The following is a 14,233-nucleotide window of genomic DNA, read 5'->3' on the forward strand; positions in this document are numbered from 1 at the left end:
CGGCTTGCCCGCCGGGCGGTTCCTGCCAAGCTCCTTCTGCCAAGCCGCTGCTGAAAGATTGCGAGAATGCCCCGCTACTACACCGTGACCTGGGACCAGCTCCACCGCGATGCCAAGGCGCTCGCCTGGCGCCTGGTGGGCAAGGGGCCGGTGGAGGGCGGCTTCAACGGCATCGTCGCCATCACCCGCGGCGGGCTGATCCCGGCCGCCATCGTCGCGCGGGAGCTGGACTGCCGCCTGATCGAGAGCGTCTCCGTCGTCACCTACGACGAGGAGGAGATGGGCCAGCCGCGCGTGGTGAAGCCCCCGGCGGCCGCGGGGGACGGCACGGGCTGGCTGGTGCTGGACGACCTCGTGGACACCGGCACCACGGCCAAGGTGGTGCGCGCCATCCTGCCGCGGGCCCATTTCGCCACGATCTACGCCAAGCCCGCCGGGCGGCCCCTGGTGGACAGCTTCATCACCGAGGTCAGCCAGGACACCTGGATCCTGTTCCCCTGGGACACCGAGCCCCAGTTCGTGGCGCCGATCATCAAGACGGCGGCCGCCGGCGGCGCCTGAACCACCGCCGGAATCGAGGCGCTGGCGAAACGGCGCCGGGCGAAGCATGCTCGGGGACACGGCGCGGGGGTCGCGGCCAGGGGGAAGGGCACAGGATGCACGCAACGCCACGGCCGATCGCCGCCATCCTCGACAGCCGTGCCTTCGGCGTCGCCATGCGGGTCCTGCTCACCCTGCCCTTCTGGGCCAGCGGGCTGGCGAAGCTGATCGATTTTGGCGGCGCGCAGGCGGAGATGGCCATGTTCGGCCTGCATCCCCCGCCCGGCTTCGCGGTCGCCACCATCATCACCCAGCTTCTGGGCTCGGCGCTGGTCATCCACGGGCCCCATGCCTGGCTGGGGGCCGGGGCTCTGGCGGTGTTCACCCTGCTGACCATCCCGCTGGTGCATGCCTTCTGGTCCATGCCGCCGGCGGAGGCGGTGCCGCACATGCACGTCGCGGTGGAGCACCTGGGGATCTGCGGCGGGCTGGCCCTGGCCGCGATGCAGGCCCACCGGGCGCGCCTGAGGGCCCTGGCCGCGTGAGGATCCAGCGGATCGCGGCCTTCTCGAGCGGCGGCGCGGGGGGCAACCCCGCCGGCGTCGTGATCGGCGAGCGCCTGCCCGACCCCGCGACGATGCAGGCGGTGGCCGCGGAGGTCGGCTACTCGGAAACCGCCTTCGCGGCGCCGGAGGACGGGGAGTGGCGCGTGCGCTACTTCGCGCCGGCGATCGAGGTGCCCTTCTGCGGCCATGCCACCATCGCGCTCGGCGCCGCGCTGGCCCTGGCCCTCGGGGACGGGCGCTTCGGGCTGCGCCTGAACCAGGGCGGGATCACGGTGGAGGGCTGGCGGGAGAACGGCCTGCGGGCGGCGCTGCAATCCCCCCCGACCCGCAGCGCGCCGGCACCGGCCGCGCTGGTCGCGGAGGCCCTCGCCCTGTTCGGCCTGCCCCCCGGCGCGCTGGACCCGCGCATCCCGCCCGCCGTCGCCGAGGCGGGGGCGCGGCACCTCCTGCTGGCCTTTCGCGAGCGGGCGGCGCTGGACGGCATGCGCTACGACCTCGCGGCCGGTGCCGCCATGATGGGAAGGGCCGGGCTGGTCACCGTGGCGCTGCTGCACGCGGCGGGCCCGAGCCTCTTTCACGCCCGCAACGCCTTCGCGGCGGGCGGCGTGGCGGAGGATCCGGCGACCGGCGCGGCCGCCGCCGCGCTCGGCGGCCACCTGCGCGACACCGGCTGGCCGCACGGGGGCGGGATCACCATCCACCAGGGGGACGCCATGGGCATGCCGTCGCGCCTCCACGCCACCATCCCCGAGGAAACAGGGGCCTCGGTGCGCGTCTCCGGCGAGGCGCGCATCATGGCTTAAGGCCGCCTCAGGCGGAAATGGCGTCGTCCTTGGCGACCAGAATCTTGTCCACGCGGCGCCCGTCCATGTCCACGATCTCGAACCGCCAGCCAGCGAAGACGATCCGGTCGCCCTCCTTCGGCACCCGGCGCAGCAGGGCCAGCATCAGCCCGGCCACGGTGTGGTAGGTGCCGGGCTGGGGCAGCACCGGAAGGTCCAGGCGTGCGCGCAGCTCGTCGCTGGGCATCATGCCGTCCAGCAGGAGGCTCCCGTCGTGCCGCTCCACCGCGGGGCCGGCGGAGGGCAGGTTGGCCGGCTGGCCCAGCTCGCCGACGATGGCCTCCAGCAGGTCGGAGGCGGTCACCACGCCCTCGAAGGAGCCGTACTCGTCCATGACCAGGGCGAGGCCCAGCGGGTCCTGGCGGATGCGCTCCAGCGCGTCGAGCGCGGAAAGGTTATCCGGCAGCACCATGGGGCGGCGGAGCGCGGAGGCCACGGAAAGCGGCTGGCCCGAAAGCACTTGGTCCAGCAGGTCCTTGGCGGCCACCACGCCCACGACGTTGTCCACCCGACCGTCCGCCACGATGAAGCGGTTCACCGTCTCGCCCTTCAGCTTCTCCGACACTTCGTCGGGCGTCGCGCCGCGGTCCAGCCAGACGATCTCGGGGCGCGGCGTCATGAGAGCACGGATCGGCTTGTCGGCCAGGCGCAGGACGCGCTCGATCATGTGGCGCTCCTCGGTCTCGAGGGCACCGGCCTGGGCGCCCTCGGCCACCACCGCCTTGACCTCCTCTTCGGTCACGGACTGCTCGATCGCGTGGTTGGCACCCAGCAGGCGCAGAACGAGGTTCGACGAGGAGGACAGCACCCAGACCACCGGCGCCGAGACGCGGGACAGCTTGGACATGGGCCGGGCGACCAGTGCCGCGATGCGCTCGGGGTGGCGCAGCGCGAGCTGCTTGGGCACCAGCTCCCCGAGGATGAGGGAGAGGTAGGTGATCAGCATCACCACCACCACCAGCGCCGCCTCGGTGCCGTAGGGGGCGACGCCGGGGATGCGGTCAAGCACCGGACCGAGGGTGGCCGAGAGCCGCGCACCGCCGAAGGTGCCGGCGACCACGCCGATCAGGGTGATGCCGACCTGCACCGTGGGCAGGAACCGCTGGGGGTCGTCGGCCAGCTCCATGGCGACCGTGGCGCCCGGGGATCCCGTTCGCTCCAGCGCCGTGAGGCGGGCGCGGCGCGCGGATACGATCGCCAGCTCGCTCATGGAGAAGACGCCGTTCAGCAGCACCAGCAGGATGATGATGCCGATTTCGAGAAGCGCCGACATGGTGGGGGATGGATTCCTTCGCCTGTGGCGGAATGGTGGGGGTCTTACGGGCTTGCCGGCATAGCACCGATGCGGGGTGGCGAGTTGCCCCCCGCCTATGTTTTGCAGCGTGCAACGCTACTCCGCTGCGCCGCAATATTGCCCTGATTGGGCCGGACGCGCGCCTCAGCCTCCACCGTCAATGCAGGAGAGCGCAGATGCCTCCCTCTTCATGCCAGTCCGGATCGGCCGGGCGATGGACCGGGGGCGTTGCGCCGGAGCCCTGCACGCGATGAACGCGCTCGTTGTCCCGCGCCTGCCCCGCAACCCCCAGCCGCTCTCCAGCGTCCCCCCTCCGCGCGTCGGCTGGCTTTCCCGGCACCGCGCGACGCTGTTGGTGCTGGCGCTGGTGGCCTTTGGCCATCTCGGCGCGTGGTGGACGCTGAACCGGCCGGTGGCCATGCCCGACTTCCGTGGCCAGGTGAACGGCCTCGCCTTCGCGCCCTACCAGCGCGGGCAGAGTGCCGAAGGCACCAACTGGCCGACCCCGGAACAGATCGAGGGCGATATCCGGCGCGTCGCGCCGCTCACCCGGCACATCCGCACCTATGCCGCCCATGGGGGCATGGAGCGCATTCCCGAGATCGCCTGGTCCACCGGCCTCGACCTGAAGGTGACGCTCGGCTCCTGGCTGGACCGGCGCCTGGACCGCAATGCGGCGGAGCTTCGCCGCCTCGTGCAGGTCGCGCGCGAGAGCCGCAACGTCGAGCGCGTGCTGGTCGGCAACGAGGCCGTGCTGCGCGGCGACGTGACGCCCGCGCAGATGGTCGGCTACATCGAGCAGGTCCGCCGCCAGGTGCGCCAGCCCGTCTCCACGGCCGAGCCCTGGCACGTCTGGATGGACCATCCCGAGATCGGCGACGCCGTGGACTACATCACCATCCACCTGCTGCCTTACTGGGAGGGCCTGCCGGTGGACGACGCGCTGCGCTTCATCATGGAGAAGTACGACGCCGTGCAGGCGCGCTTCCCCGGCAAGCGCGTGGTGATCGGCGAGGTCGGCTGGCCCTCCGATGGCGTGGCGCAGGGCGCGGCCCGCGCCAGCCGCGTGAACCAGGCGCTGTTCATGCGGAGCTTCTTCAACATCGCCGAGCAGCGCGGCCTCGAATACTTCGTCATGGAAGCCTTCGACCAGCCGTGGAAGGTCTCCTTCGAGGGGCGCGCGGCCGGGCACTGGGGCATGTACGACCTGGACCGCGCCCAGAAGTGGCCGCTGACCGGGCCCGTGCAGGAAACGCCGCGCTGGCTGGGCTGGGCCATGGGCGCGAGCTTCGCCGCCTTCCTCGCCGCCTTCTTCTTTCTTTCGCGCCGGCCCGACATCCGCTGGCAGGGCAAGCTGATGCTGGCCGTGCTGTCCCAGGGCTTCGTGGCGCTGGGCACCGGCGTGGTGCTGGCCATGAGCGAAACCTACATGTCCACCACCGCCGGCGTGGTCTGGAGCGTGCTGGTGGCCGGGCAGGTGCTGCTGCTGGCCATCCTGCTCTCCGACGGCTTCGAGCTGGCCGAGACGGTCTGGGGGCGCGTGAGCAAGCGCCAGTGGCCGGCGGTTCCTGCCGCCGACGGCACGCCGCTGCCCAAGGTCTCCATCCACCTGCCCATCTGCAACGAGCCGCCGCAGATGGTCCGGGAAACGCTCGATGCCCTCGCCGCGCTCGACTACCCGGAGTTCGAGGTGCTGGTGATCGACAACAACACCACCGACCCCGCGCTGTGGGAGCCGGTGGCCGAGCACTGCGCGCGGCTGGGCGAGCGGTTCCGCTTCTTCCACCTGGGCCGCTGGCCCGGCTTCAAGGCGGGCGCGCTGAACTTCGCGCTGCGCGAGACCGCGCCGGACGCCGCCGTGATCGGCGTGCTGGACAGCGACTACACGGTGCGGCCGGACTGGCTGCGCCGCATGGTGCCCTTCTTCCGCCGCGCCGAGGTCGGCTTCACGCAATCCCCACAGGACTACCGGGACAGCCAGGGCGGGTTGTTCAAGCGGCTGATGTTCTGGGAATACGCGGGCTTCTTCCGGGCCGGCATGGTCACGCGCAACGAGCGAAACGCCATCATCCAGCACGGCACCATGACGCTGATCCGCAAGTCCGCGCTCGAGGACGCGGCCGTGGGCGGCAAGGCCTGGGCGGAGTGGTGCATCTGCGAGGACAGCGAGCTCGGCCTCAGGCTGATGCGCCAGGGCTGGGAAGCCGTGTACTGCCCGGACTCCATGGGCCGTGGCGTCATGCCCGACGACTTCTCGGCCTATCGCAAGCAGCGTCACCGCTGGGCCTTCGGCGCCGTGCAGATCGTGAAGGGCCACTGGCGGGCTCTGCTCAACCCCCTCAACCGCAGCCTGACGCAGGGACAGCGCTTCCATTTCGTGATGGGCTGGATGCCGTGGCTGGGCGACGCGCTGGGGCTGGCCTTCGTGCTGGGCGGGCTGCTTTGGTCGGTGGGGCTGGTGCTGATCCCGCTGACGCGGCTTTATCCCACGATCGACTTCTTCGGGCTGGACCTTGCGACCGAAGGGCTCCGGACGGCGCTGGTCTCGGTCGGCCTGTCGGACGAGTTCCCGATCACCCTCTTCATGATCCCGAGCCTCGGCCTGTTCACGTTCAAGCTGGCACAGATCTGGACCCTGTACCGCGCCCGCGTCGCCTGCGGTCCGTGGGACCGGCTGGGGGCGGCGCTGGGCGGGCTGGCGCTGACGCACACCATCGGCAAGGCGGTGTGGCAGGGCTTTTTCAAGCGGCGGGCCCACTTCGCCCGCACCCCGAAGATGGAGAACGCGCCCGCGCTGCTCCAGGGCCTGATGACGGCCCGCCAGGAGGGCATGATCATGCTTCTTCTGTGGCTCGCCGCCGCCGGCATCACGCTGGCGCATCGCGGCGGCACCTGGGAGGCGATCCTTTGGACCGTGATCCTGCTGGTGCAGTCCGTTCCCTACCTGGCCGCGGTCTCGATGGCGCTGGTGGCGGCCGTGCCGGCCGCCGTGGCGCAGGTGGTGCCGGGCGCGGTTTCCGCGCAGTCCTCCGCCGGACAGGCGGTGGCCCGGCTGGAGGGCAAGTAGAACCCTCCGGCTCCGGCGATCGAAAGAGCCGCGGGGGAAACCCCGCGGCCCGCTGCCGTTCATGTGCAAAAAATTGAAACACGTTAACGATAATTAGAAGTGTCTTGTTCCCGGCGAAACGTTAAGGCTTTCGTAATTCGCCGGGGAGCAAGAGCATGGCCGATATTCTCACCCTTTCGCGCAGTCCGCAGGAGCGTCTCCAGGCCGCCCTCCGGCTGCTCGCCGCCGCGCAGAACGAGCAGCGCGCCGCGCTGAACGACCTCCGCGAGAACCTCTACGTTCTGCGCGACAGCACCGCGAAGCTGCAGGCCAGCGTGCATGGCTGGGACCGCGCGGTTACGGCAACGGCGCTCGACGTGCAGGCCGCCCGGGAGGCCGCGCGCCGGCTCGAGGACACCGCCACCCGCCTCTGACCGCCTACTGCTCTCAGAGCGGCCGCATATGGGTGGCGGAACGGAGCAGGGCCGGCAGGAAGCCGCAGGCTTCGTAGAAGCGCCCGGCCGCGGCCGGCGCGCGCACGCGCACCGCTCGGAAGCCACCCTCCGCCGCCGAGGCGGCCATGGCCTCGAGCAGCGCGCGCCCCACGCCATGATGACGCTGCGGCGGCGCGACATAGAGGCGCCGGACCCGTGCCACGGTGTCGGTCTCGGCGTAGGGATCGACCGTCAGCCCGGCGATCCCGGCCAGGGCCCCGCCGCGCCAGGCCACGAAAAGCCCCTCGCCCGGCGCGGCGAAGCGCATCGCGCCGCTGGCCATGTCCTCCTCCAGCACGCGGAGCATTTTCCAGCCCTCCCCCAGCGCGGCGTCACGCAGCACGGGAAAGCCGGGCGGGAGCGCGGCCATGCGCGAAACGCGGGGGGTCATGGGCCGCGATGGACGACGTGGAGCTTGTTGCCCTCGGGATCGTGCATATAGGCGCCGTAATAATCGGGGGCGTAGCGGGCGCGAAGCGCCGGAGCGCCCGCGTCCGAGCCGCCATGGGCCAGTGCGGCGGCGTGTGCGGCGTCCACCGCCGCGCGGTCCGGCGCCATGAAGGCGACCATGCAGCCATTTCCCGGCGAGGGCGGGTTGCCGTCGAAGGGCTCCTGCACGTCGAAGGTGGGGTGGCGCTGTCCGGGCGCGCGCCAGCAGACGCCCCTCGGGCCGGCCACCGAATCCGGCCCTCGCTCCAGGCCGAGCGGGAGCAGCACGGCGTCGTAGAAGCGCGCCATCGCCTCCACGTCGCGGGCGCCGACCATCACGTGGCTGAACATCGTGTCTATCCCGTCGTGGCGTTCGCTCCGGGGCGAAGGCGCAACCCCGGGCGAAGGTTGCGGAAGGGCAGCGTGGCCGGGTCCGCGACCACCGGGCCGGGAGCGGCCACCACCAGCACGCGCTCGGCGATCGGGCCGAAATCGGCGCGGAAATGCACGCTGGACTTCACGGCCACGATCTTTTCCTCCGCCGGCTCCACGCCGAGGTGGCGGAACAGCGCGAGGTCGTAGGCCTGCATCTTGCGGCTGGTGACGATCACGCGCACGCCGCCGATGCTGATCAGCGCCGAGGGTCCGAGATCGGCGGGGTTGCCGCCGGCCATCGCGCCCGTGCAGGTGAAGCGGCCGTTGGACAGGCGCAGCACCCGCGCGGTGGCGTCGAGCGGGGTGCCGTCGCTCTTGCCGCCGAGCTTCAGCGAGAGCGTCGCTCCTTCTCCCGCCTTGTGGCAGGCCTGCGCGCTTTCGGCGTCGTTGATGGAACCGAGCACGGCCTTGATGGCTTTCTGCCGCACCAGCTCGGCGAGCAGGCCGGTTGTGTCGCCATGCCCCCCGCCGCCGGGATTGTCCTGCGTGTCGGCGAGCACCACGGGGCGGGAGGCCGAGCCCTTCATCGCCTCGGCCACCGCGCGGTCGGCGGGCAGGATCTCCCCGGCGAAGTCGCGCTCGCGCCGGTGCAGAAGGGCCAGGAACTCGTCGGCAGCGGCGTCGGCCGCGGCCTGGTCGGCGGCATAGGCGGCGACGGCCATGCCGCAGCCCGGGAAGTCCGCATAAGGAAAGCCGAAGCAGAAGGCGAGTTCCGACACGCCGTGGCGGGTGGCGATCCGCTCCCGCTCGGCGAAAACCTCGCTCATCGGGGGCACCAGCGTGCACTGGCTGGTGATGGGCAGCAGGAAGTCCACCTGGCGGAAGGCACGGGCGAAGGGCCGCCCGCGGCGGGCGCGCTCCACCAGCAGTCGCAGCGCGCGGGCGCCGGCCTGCTTCATGTCCACGTGCGGATAGGTGCGGAAGGGCGAGACGGCGTCGGAGCGCTCGACCATTTCCGCCGTCAGGTTGCAGTGCGGATCCAGGCTGCACACCACCGGCATGTCCGGCCCGGCCACCGCGCGCACGCGGCGGAGCAGCTCGCCCTCGGCGTCCGGGAAGGCATCGGCGACCATGGCGCCGTGCAGGTCGAGGTAGATGCCGTCGAGCGGGCCTGCCGCCATGGCGTCCGACAGGTCGGCGACGATCCAGGCGGCCACGCGCTCGAAGGCCTCCGCGGTCACGGGGCCTGCGGGGTTCGCGAAGGCCCAGGAGAGGGGGGCGACCTGCAATCCGCTGCGCTCGGCCGCGGCGATGGCGCCGGCGGCCGGGACGCCGGTTGCGCGCAGCCCGTCCAGCAGGGTGGCCGGGCGCATGGGGACGGGCCAGCCGCCGGGCTCGGCGAAGTCCTGCCAGCCCGTGGGAACCGGGGCGAAGGAGTGGCTCTCGTGAAGGAAGCCGCCGATGGCGATGCGCATCAGGCGGCCCCCGCCAGACCGGCCGTGGCGATCACGGCATCGGCCAGCACGAGCATTCCGGCCTCGGCCTGGGCAGGGGTGATGCTTTCGGCCTCGTTGTGGCTGATGCCGCCGAGGCAGGGCGTGAAGATCATGACGCTGGGCACCTCGCGGGCAACATAGACGGCGTCGTGGCCGATGCCGGTGGGCATGTCGCGGAAGGGGATGTCCCGCGCCGCAGCGGCGTCGCGCAGGCGCTGGGCGAGGGCGGGGTCGAAGGGCGTCTGCGGGAAGGCCCAGAAGGGGGTGACCTCCACGCCCACGCCGCGCTCCGCCGCGACGGCCCCGGCGCTCTCGCGCAGGGCGGCCGCCATGCGGTCCAGCGTGGCCTCGTCGCCGTTGCGGAAATCGACGCTGAACGTGGCGCGGGAGGGGACGACGTTGCGGCTGGAGGGCTCGACCGCGATGCGCCCGACCGTGCCCCGGCCATCGCCGCCCGCCTCCCGCGCGATGCGCTCCACGGCCTGCACGAGGCTGGCCGCGGCCACCAGCGCGTCCCGCCGGTGGGACATGGCGCCGCCGGCATGGGATTCCTCGCCGGTGACGGTCACGTCGAACCACTGTTGGGCGAGTGCGTGGGTGACGACGCCGACATCCAGGCCCTCCCGCTCCAGGACCGGGCCCTGCTCGATGTGCAGCTCGAAATAGGCTTCGAGGTTCCGCAGCGCGGCGGGCTCGGCATCGCCCGCCCAACCGATGGCGGAAAGCGCGTCGCCGAAGCGGATGCCGTCGGGGTCGCGCATGTCGAGCACCTCGGCCTCGGAGAAGGCGCCCATGGCGGCGCCGCTGCCCATCATGGGCGGCGAGAAGCGGGCGCCCTCCTCGTTGGTCCAGTTGATCAGAAGCAGCGGCGCCTCCGTCTCGGCCCCCGCCTCGTGCAGGGCGCGCATCACCTCGAGCCCCGCGAGCACGCCGAGCACGCCGTCGAACTTGCCGCCCGTGGGCTGCGTGTCGAGATGGCTGCCGATGGCGACGGGCCGGCGGGCGGGATCGCGGCCGGGGCGGCGCAGCGCCATGTTGCCCAGCCGGTCGGTGGTGAGGGTCAGGCCGGCCTCCCTGCCCCAGCGCGCCAGGAGCGCCCTTCCCTGCCCGTCCAGTTCGGTCAGCGTCTGGCGGTTGCAGCCGCCCTTCGGCGTGGCACCGATCCGCGCCATCTCCATCAGCGAGTCCCAGAGGCGCGCGCCGGAGAAGGGGATGTTGGTCATGCCGCGCGCTCCACCCCGCACCACTCGGCCATCAGCAGCGCGATGCTGCGGGTGATGCCGTGCATGGAGGCGAGGGACACGCTCTCGTCGATGCCGTGGATCTCCTGCGCGTCCGGGCCGAAGCAGGCGACGGGCGTGTTCTGGTAGAGGGTGAAGAAGCGGCCATCGGTCAGGCCGGTGGCGGGGTAGTCGCGCAGCTCGCTGCCCGTCACCTCGGCGTAGGAGCGGCGGGCGAGGCGGCAGATCTCGCTTTCCATGTCAAAGGCGCAGGCATCGGCCATGAAGCCCTTGAACTCGAGCGCGACCTTGGTGCCGCGCAGCGCCGGGTCGGCGGCGGCCTCGGCCACGATGCGCTCGATGTCCGCCTTGGTCTGGGCCGCGCTGTAGCCGAGCATGACGCCGACGCGGAGCCCGATGCGGGCGCGGGTGGGCACGCTGCTGTTCCACTCGCCGCCCTCGATGGTCCCGAGGTTGACGTTCACCGGGTGGTTCACGCCCCGGAAGGCGGCGTGGACGTTCTCGGCGCGGTTGCGCTCGTTCTCGTAGTCCTTGAAGCGGCGCGCGATGCCCATGGCGGCCTCGATGGCGTTGATGCCCGCGTGCATGTCGCGCACATGCGTCGGGCGGCCGGTGACGGTGACCCAGGCCCAGACCACGCCCACCTCCGCCGAGTACATGGCGGCCATGGAGGGGCCTGGCTCGGGGATCACCACCGCGTCGGTGCGGGGCATGGCCAGCATGGTGGCCAGCGCGCCGTTGCCGGTGCACTCCTCCTCGATCACGGCCTGCATCTGCACGGGGGCGGCGGGCTGCAGGCCTGCGAGGCGCAGGGCCTGGAAGGCCGTGAGGTAGGAGACGATCCCCGCCTTCATGTCCCCGGCGCCGCGGCCGTACATACGGCCATCGCGCACGGAGGGCTCGAAGGGCGGGGTGATCCAGAGGTCGGCCGCGCCCTCGGGCACCACGTCCACGTGGCCCTGCAGCGCCAGGCTTCGGCCGCGCACCTCGCGCGGGGTGTGGATGGCCGCCACGTTGTCCCGACCGTCATAGGAGATCAGCGGGGGTGAGAAGCCCGGGTGGTCGCGCAGCGCCTCCGGCACGGTCGGGATGCGGCGGGCGGCGAGGCCGAGGGATTCAAAGTTCGCGGCCATGAGGTCCAGCGCGCCGGCCTCCCGCCCGAGCGTGGAGTCGCAGCGGACCAGGGCGGCGAGGCGGTCCACCGCCTCCCCTTCCAGAGCCTTGACGGCGTCCAGAATGGCGCTTCGGGCACCGGGGTCGAGATCGGGCATGAATGGTCCTGGCAGTGTGGCGGGGCGGCAGGCTACGCGCTTCGCGCACGGTGTCGAGGCGCGTGGACAAGCTTCCGGTGCGCCCATAGGGTCCCGGGCCATGCAAGCCTTCGACCATCCGCTGGAATCGGCGCATGCGCCGGCCTTCTTTCTCATGCGCGGCGTGCTGCGCCCGAACTTCGAGGTGCCCGCGCGGGCGGCGGCCCTGCGGGACGGGCTGCGGACGCTCGGCATCGCGGCGGAGGTTCCGCCCCTGCCCGGCCGCGCGGCGCTGGAACGCGTCCATGCGCCGGACTACCTGGACTGGCTGCGCGACGCGCCCGCCGAATGGGCGGCCATGCCGGGCGCCGGGGCGGAGGTGGTGGCGAACATCCATCCTTCCCCGGAGATGCTGGCGCAAGGCGCCCGGCCATCAACCAGGGCCGTGGGGCGGGCCGGGTGGTACACGGCGGACACGGCCTGCCCGGTCGGCCCGCGCACGCATGAGGCCGCGGCCGCCGCGGCGGGCTGCGCCCTGGCCGCGTCCGAGGTCGCCGCGCGGGGCGGAACGGCCTATGCGCTCTGCCGGCCGCCGGGGCATCACGCCTACGCGGCGCGCGCGGGCGGGCATTGCTACATCAACAACGCGGCGCTGGCCGCGCAGGCCCTGCGGGACGCCGGGGCGGCGCGCGTGGCCGTGCTGGACATCGACAGCCATCACGGCAATGGCACGCAGGGCATCTTCTGGTCCCGCCCGGATGTGCTGACCGTCTCGGTGCATGCCGATCCCGACGGCTACTACCCCTGGTTCGTCGGTCATGCCTCCGAGACGGGCGCGGGCGACGGCGCCGGGTTCAACCTGAACCTGCCCCAGCCCATGGGCACGGGCGACGGCCCCTGGCTGGACGCCGTCGCCGCCGGGATCGCCCGCGTGCAGGCCTTCGGGGCCGAGGCGCTCGTGGTGTCGCTGGGCTTCGATGCCTCCGAGCACGAGCCCCTGGCGGCGCTGCGCGTGACGGAGGACGGCTTCGCCCGGGCGGGCGCGGCCATCGCCGGAATGCGCCTGCCCGCCGCCATCATCCAGGAGGGCGGCTACAACACGGAGGTGATCGGCGGCCTGCTGGCGCGCTTCCTTGGGACCTGGGGTTGAGCCTCGCGCGCGTCACCACCTTCTCCTTCCACGGGGTCGAGGCGGTTCCCGTCGAGGTGCAGGTGCAGGTGGCCGCCGGACTGCCCGCCTTCACCGTGGTCGGCCTGCCCAACAAGGCGGTGGGCGAGAGCCGGGAGCGGGTGCGTGCCGTGCTGTCGGTGCTCGGCCTTTCCCTGCCGCCCAAGCGCATCCTGGTGAACCTGGCGCCGGCCGACCTCGTGAAGGAGGGCAGCCATTTCGACCTTCCGATCGCGCTCGGCCTGCTGGCGGCCATGGGGGTGATCCCGGTGGACGAGGTCGCGCATTTCGCCGCCATGGGGGAGTTGGCGCTCGACGGGACGATCGGGCCGGTGGCCGGGGTTTTGCCGGCGGCCCTCGCCTGCTCGGAGCGGGAACTCGGGCTCGTCTGCCCGGCCTCGCAGGGCGCGGAGGCGAGCTGGGCGGGGGCGACGGAAGCGCTGGCCGCGCCGGACCTGCGGAGCCTGATCGCGCATTTCCAGGGCCGGCAGGCTCTCTCGCCAGCGCCCCCACCTGCCCCCATGCCGCGCGAGGCGCGCGGGGCCTGCCTGTCGGAGGTGCGCGGGCAGGAAAGCGCCAAGCGCGCCATCGAGATCGCGGCGGCTGGGTCTCACAACCTGCTCATGATCGGGCCGCCTGGCTCGGGCAAATCCATGCTGGCGGCGCGGCTGCCCGGACTGCTTCCCGACCTCACGCCGGCGGAGGCGCTGGAGGTGAGTCTGGTGCGGTCGGTCGCGGGCGGGTTGGAGGCCGGGCGGATCAGCGCCCGCCCGCCCTTCCGGGACCCGCACCACTCCGCCTCCCAGGCCGCGCTGACCGGCGGCGGGCCACGCGCGCGGCCGGGCGAGGTGAGCCTCGCGCATCGCGGCGTGCTGTTCCTGGACGAGCTGCCCGAATTCCCGCGCCCCGCGCTGGAAGCGCTGCGCCAGCCGCTGGAGAGCGGGCGGGTCACGGTCAGCCGGGCCGCGGCGCATGTGTCCTATCCCGCGCGGGTGCAGCTGGTCGCGGCGATGAATCCCTGCCGCTGCGGCTATCTCGGCCATGCCGGGCGGGAATGCGGGCAGGCGCCGCGCTGCGGCGAAACCTACCAGGGCAAGCTTTCCGGCCCGCTGCTGGACCGGATCGACCTCACCATCGAGGTGCAGCCGATCGCGCCGCGGGAACTGGCGCGGGCCCCGGCGGGCGAGACGAGCGTGACCGTGGCCGCCCGCGTGGACGCGGCACGGGCGGCGCAGCGGCGGCGCTACGAGGGCATGGGCTTCACGACCAACTCCGAGGCGCCGGTCGAGGCCATCCGCGAGGGCTTCGAGGACGCGGCCCTCGCCTTCGCCGAGGGCGCGGCGGAGCGGCTGGGCCTTTCCAACCGCGGGCTGATCCGCGCCCTGCGCGTGGCGCGCAGCATCGCCGACCTGGAGGGCACGCCCGCCGTGACGCGCGGGCACATGGCGGAGGCGCTGGGCTACCGGTTGCGCAAGCCGGCAGCCGGGTAAGC

13 protein-coding genes are annotated in these 14,233 nt (G+C 72.6%); 7 read left to right on the forward strand and 6 right to left on the reverse strand.

Features of this window, described 5'->3' with window-relative positions:
• Window positions 1-66 precede the first annotated feature (66 nt).
• The 3 genes from gpt to ACFFIC_RS01180 all read left to right on the forward strand — a co-directional run bounded on the left by gpt (window position 67) and on the right by ACFFIC_RS01180 (window position 1,909).
• Window positions 67-561 (forward strand): xanthine phosphoribosyltransferase, encoded by a 495-nt coding sequence (gene gpt / locus ACFFIC_RS01170; protein ID WP_377048176.1) that lies wholly within the window; start codon window positions 67-69, stop codon window positions 559-561.
• Between the two features lie 95 nt (window positions 562-656).
• Entirely contained in the window at window positions 657-1,085 is a 429-nt protein-coding gene (locus ACFFIC_RS01175) for a DoxX family protein (protein ID WP_377048177.1), read from the forward strand.
• Entirely contained in the window at window positions 1,082-1,909 is an 828-nt protein-coding gene (locus ACFFIC_RS01180) for a PhzF family phenazine biosynthesis protein (RefSeq protein ID WP_377048179.1), read from the forward strand. The genes ACFFIC_RS01175 and ACFFIC_RS01180 overlap by 4 nt, the downstream gene beginning before the upstream one ends.
• A 7-nt stretch (window positions 1,910-1,916) precedes the next feature.
• Here the strand turns inward: ACFFIC_RS01180 and ACFFIC_RS01185 are convergent, their stop codons facing one another.
• Complete coding sequence (locus ACFFIC_RS01185) at window positions 1,917-3,221, reverse strand: hemolysin family protein (RefSeq protein ID WP_377048180.1); 1,305 nt, start codon at window positions 3,219-3,221, stop codon at window positions 1,917-1,919.
• 271 nt (window positions 3,222-3,492) lie between these two features.
• Here ACFFIC_RS01185 and ACFFIC_RS01190 point away from each other — a divergent pair, with 271 nt between their 5' ends.
• Together ACFFIC_RS01190 and ACFFIC_RS01195 are read left to right on the forward strand one after the other, a co-directional pair.
• Window positions 3,493-6,309, forward strand: coding sequence for a glycosyltransferase (locus tag ACFFIC_RS01190; protein WP_377048181.1), 2,817 nt, complete (start codon window positions 3,493-3,495; stop codon window positions 6,307-6,309).
• A 155-nt stretch (window positions 6,310-6,464) separates the two neighbouring features.
• Window positions 6,465-6,722: a hypothetical protein gene (locus tag ACFFIC_RS01195; RefSeq protein WP_377048182.1), complete on the forward strand. Its 258-nt coding sequence runs from the start codon at window positions 6,465-6,467 to the stop codon at window positions 6,720-6,722.
• 13 nt (window positions 6,723-6,735) lie between these two features.
• On the opposite strand, the gene ACFFIC_RS01200 is transcribed toward ACFFIC_RS01195, so the two are convergent.
• Genes ACFFIC_RS01200 through ACFFIC_RS01220 form a run of 5 tightly spaced genes read right to left on the reverse strand, consistent with a single transcriptional unit; the run spans window position 6,736 to window position 11,594 of the window.
• Window positions 6,736-7,173 carry a GNAT family N-acetyltransferase gene (locus ACFFIC_RS01200; RefSeq protein ID WP_377048184.1) on the reverse strand — a complete coding sequence of 146 codons (438 nt, stop codon included), beginning with the start codon at window positions 7,171-7,173 and terminating at the stop codon, window positions 6,736-6,738.
• Window positions 7,170-7,562 (reverse strand): VOC family protein, encoded by a 393-nt coding sequence (locus tag ACFFIC_RS01205; protein WP_377048185.1) that lies wholly within the window; start codon window positions 7,560-7,562, stop codon window positions 7,170-7,172. Before ACFFIC_RS01205 ends, ACFFIC_RS01200 begins: the two co-directional genes overlap by 4 nt.
• Before the next feature lie 5 nt (window positions 7,563-7,567).
• On the reverse strand, window positions 7,568-9,061 hold the full coding sequence (locus tag ACFFIC_RS01210; protein ID WP_377048186.1) for a M81 family metallopeptidase: 1,494 nt from the start codon (window positions 9,059-9,061) through the stop codon (window positions 7,568-7,570).
• On the reverse strand, window positions 9,061-10,305 hold the full coding sequence (locus ACFFIC_RS01215; protein ID WP_377048187.1) for a Zn-dependent hydrolase: 1,245 nt from the start codon (window positions 10,303-10,305) through the stop codon (window positions 9,061-9,063). The genes ACFFIC_RS01210 and ACFFIC_RS01215 overlap by 1 nt, the downstream gene beginning before the upstream one ends.
• A complete protein-coding gene (locus ACFFIC_RS01220; RefSeq protein WP_377048188.1) occupies window positions 10,302-11,594 on the reverse strand; it encodes an ArgE/DapE family deacylase in 1,293 nt (430 codons plus the stop codon). Before ACFFIC_RS01220 ends, ACFFIC_RS01215 begins: the two co-directional genes overlap by 4 nt.
• A 100-nt stretch (window positions 11,595-11,694) precedes the next feature.
• Between ACFFIC_RS01220 and ACFFIC_RS01225 the strand changes: the two genes are divergently transcribed.
• Window positions 11,695-12,723: a histone deacetylase family protein gene (locus ACFFIC_RS01225; RefSeq protein WP_377048189.1), complete on the forward strand. Its 1,029-nt coding sequence runs from the start codon at window positions 11,695-11,697 to the stop codon at window positions 12,721-12,723.
• Window positions 12,720-14,231, forward strand: a complete 1,512-nt coding sequence (locus ACFFIC_RS01230) for a YifB family Mg chelatase-like AAA ATPase (RefSeq protein WP_377048190.1) — start codon at window positions 12,720-12,722, stop codon at window positions 14,229-14,231. The genes ACFFIC_RS01225 and ACFFIC_RS01230 overlap by 4 nt, the downstream gene beginning before the upstream one ends.
• Window positions 14,232-14,233: the final 2 nt, after the last annotated feature.

The organism is Muricoccus vinaceus (assembly GCF_042433125.1).
GTDB lineage: Bacteria > Pseudomonadota > Alphaproteobacteria > Acetobacterales > Acetobacteraceae > Roseomonas > Roseomonas vinacea.

Excerpts from the sequence above, each read along its gene's own strand:
- ACFFIC_RS01225 (WP_377048189.1), top strand. The coding sequence starts at position 11,695 with ATGCAAGCCTTCGACCATCCGCTGGAATCGGCGCATGCGCCGGCCTTC.
- ACFFIC_RS01175 (WP_377048177.1), top strand. The coding sequence starts at position 657 with ATGCACGCAACGCCACGGCCGATCGCCGCCATCCTCGACAGCCGTGCC.
- ACFFIC_RS01195 (WP_377048182.1), top strand. The coding sequence starts at position 6,465 with ATGGCCGATATTCTCACCCTTTCGCGCAGTCCGCAGGAGCGTCTCCAG.
- gpt (WP_377048176.1), top strand. The coding sequence starts at position 67 with ATGCCCCGCTACTACACCGTGACCTGGGACCAGCTCCACCGCGATGCC.
- ACFFIC_RS01190 (WP_377048181.1), top strand. The coding sequence starts at position 3,493 with ATGAACGCGCTCGTTGTCCCGCGCCTGCCCCGCAACCCCCAGCCGCTC.
- ACFFIC_RS01215 (WP_377048187.1), bottom strand. The coding sequence starts at position 10,305 with ATGACCAACATCCCCTTCTCCGGCGCGCGCCTCTGGGACTCGCTGATG.
- ACFFIC_RS01200 (WP_377048184.1), bottom strand. The coding sequence starts at position 7,173 with ATGACCCCCCGCGTTTCGCGCATGGCCGCGCTCCCGCCCGGCTTTCCC.
- ACFFIC_RS01220 (WP_377048188.1), bottom strand. The coding sequence starts at position 11,594 with ATGCCCGATCTCGACCCCGGTGCCCGAAGCGCCATTCTGGACGCCGTC.
- ACFFIC_RS01210 (WP_377048186.1), bottom strand. The coding sequence starts at position 9,061 with ATGCGCATCGCCATCGGCGGCTTCCTTCACGAGAGCCACTCCTTCGCC.
- ACFFIC_RS01185 (WP_377048180.1), bottom strand. The coding sequence starts at position 3,221 with ATGTCGGCGCTTCTCGAAATCGGCATCATCATCCTGCTGGTGCTGCTG.
- ACFFIC_RS01205 (WP_377048185.1), bottom strand. The coding sequence starts at position 7,562 with ATGTTCAGCCACGTGATGGTCGGCGCCCGCGACGTGGAGGCGATGGCG.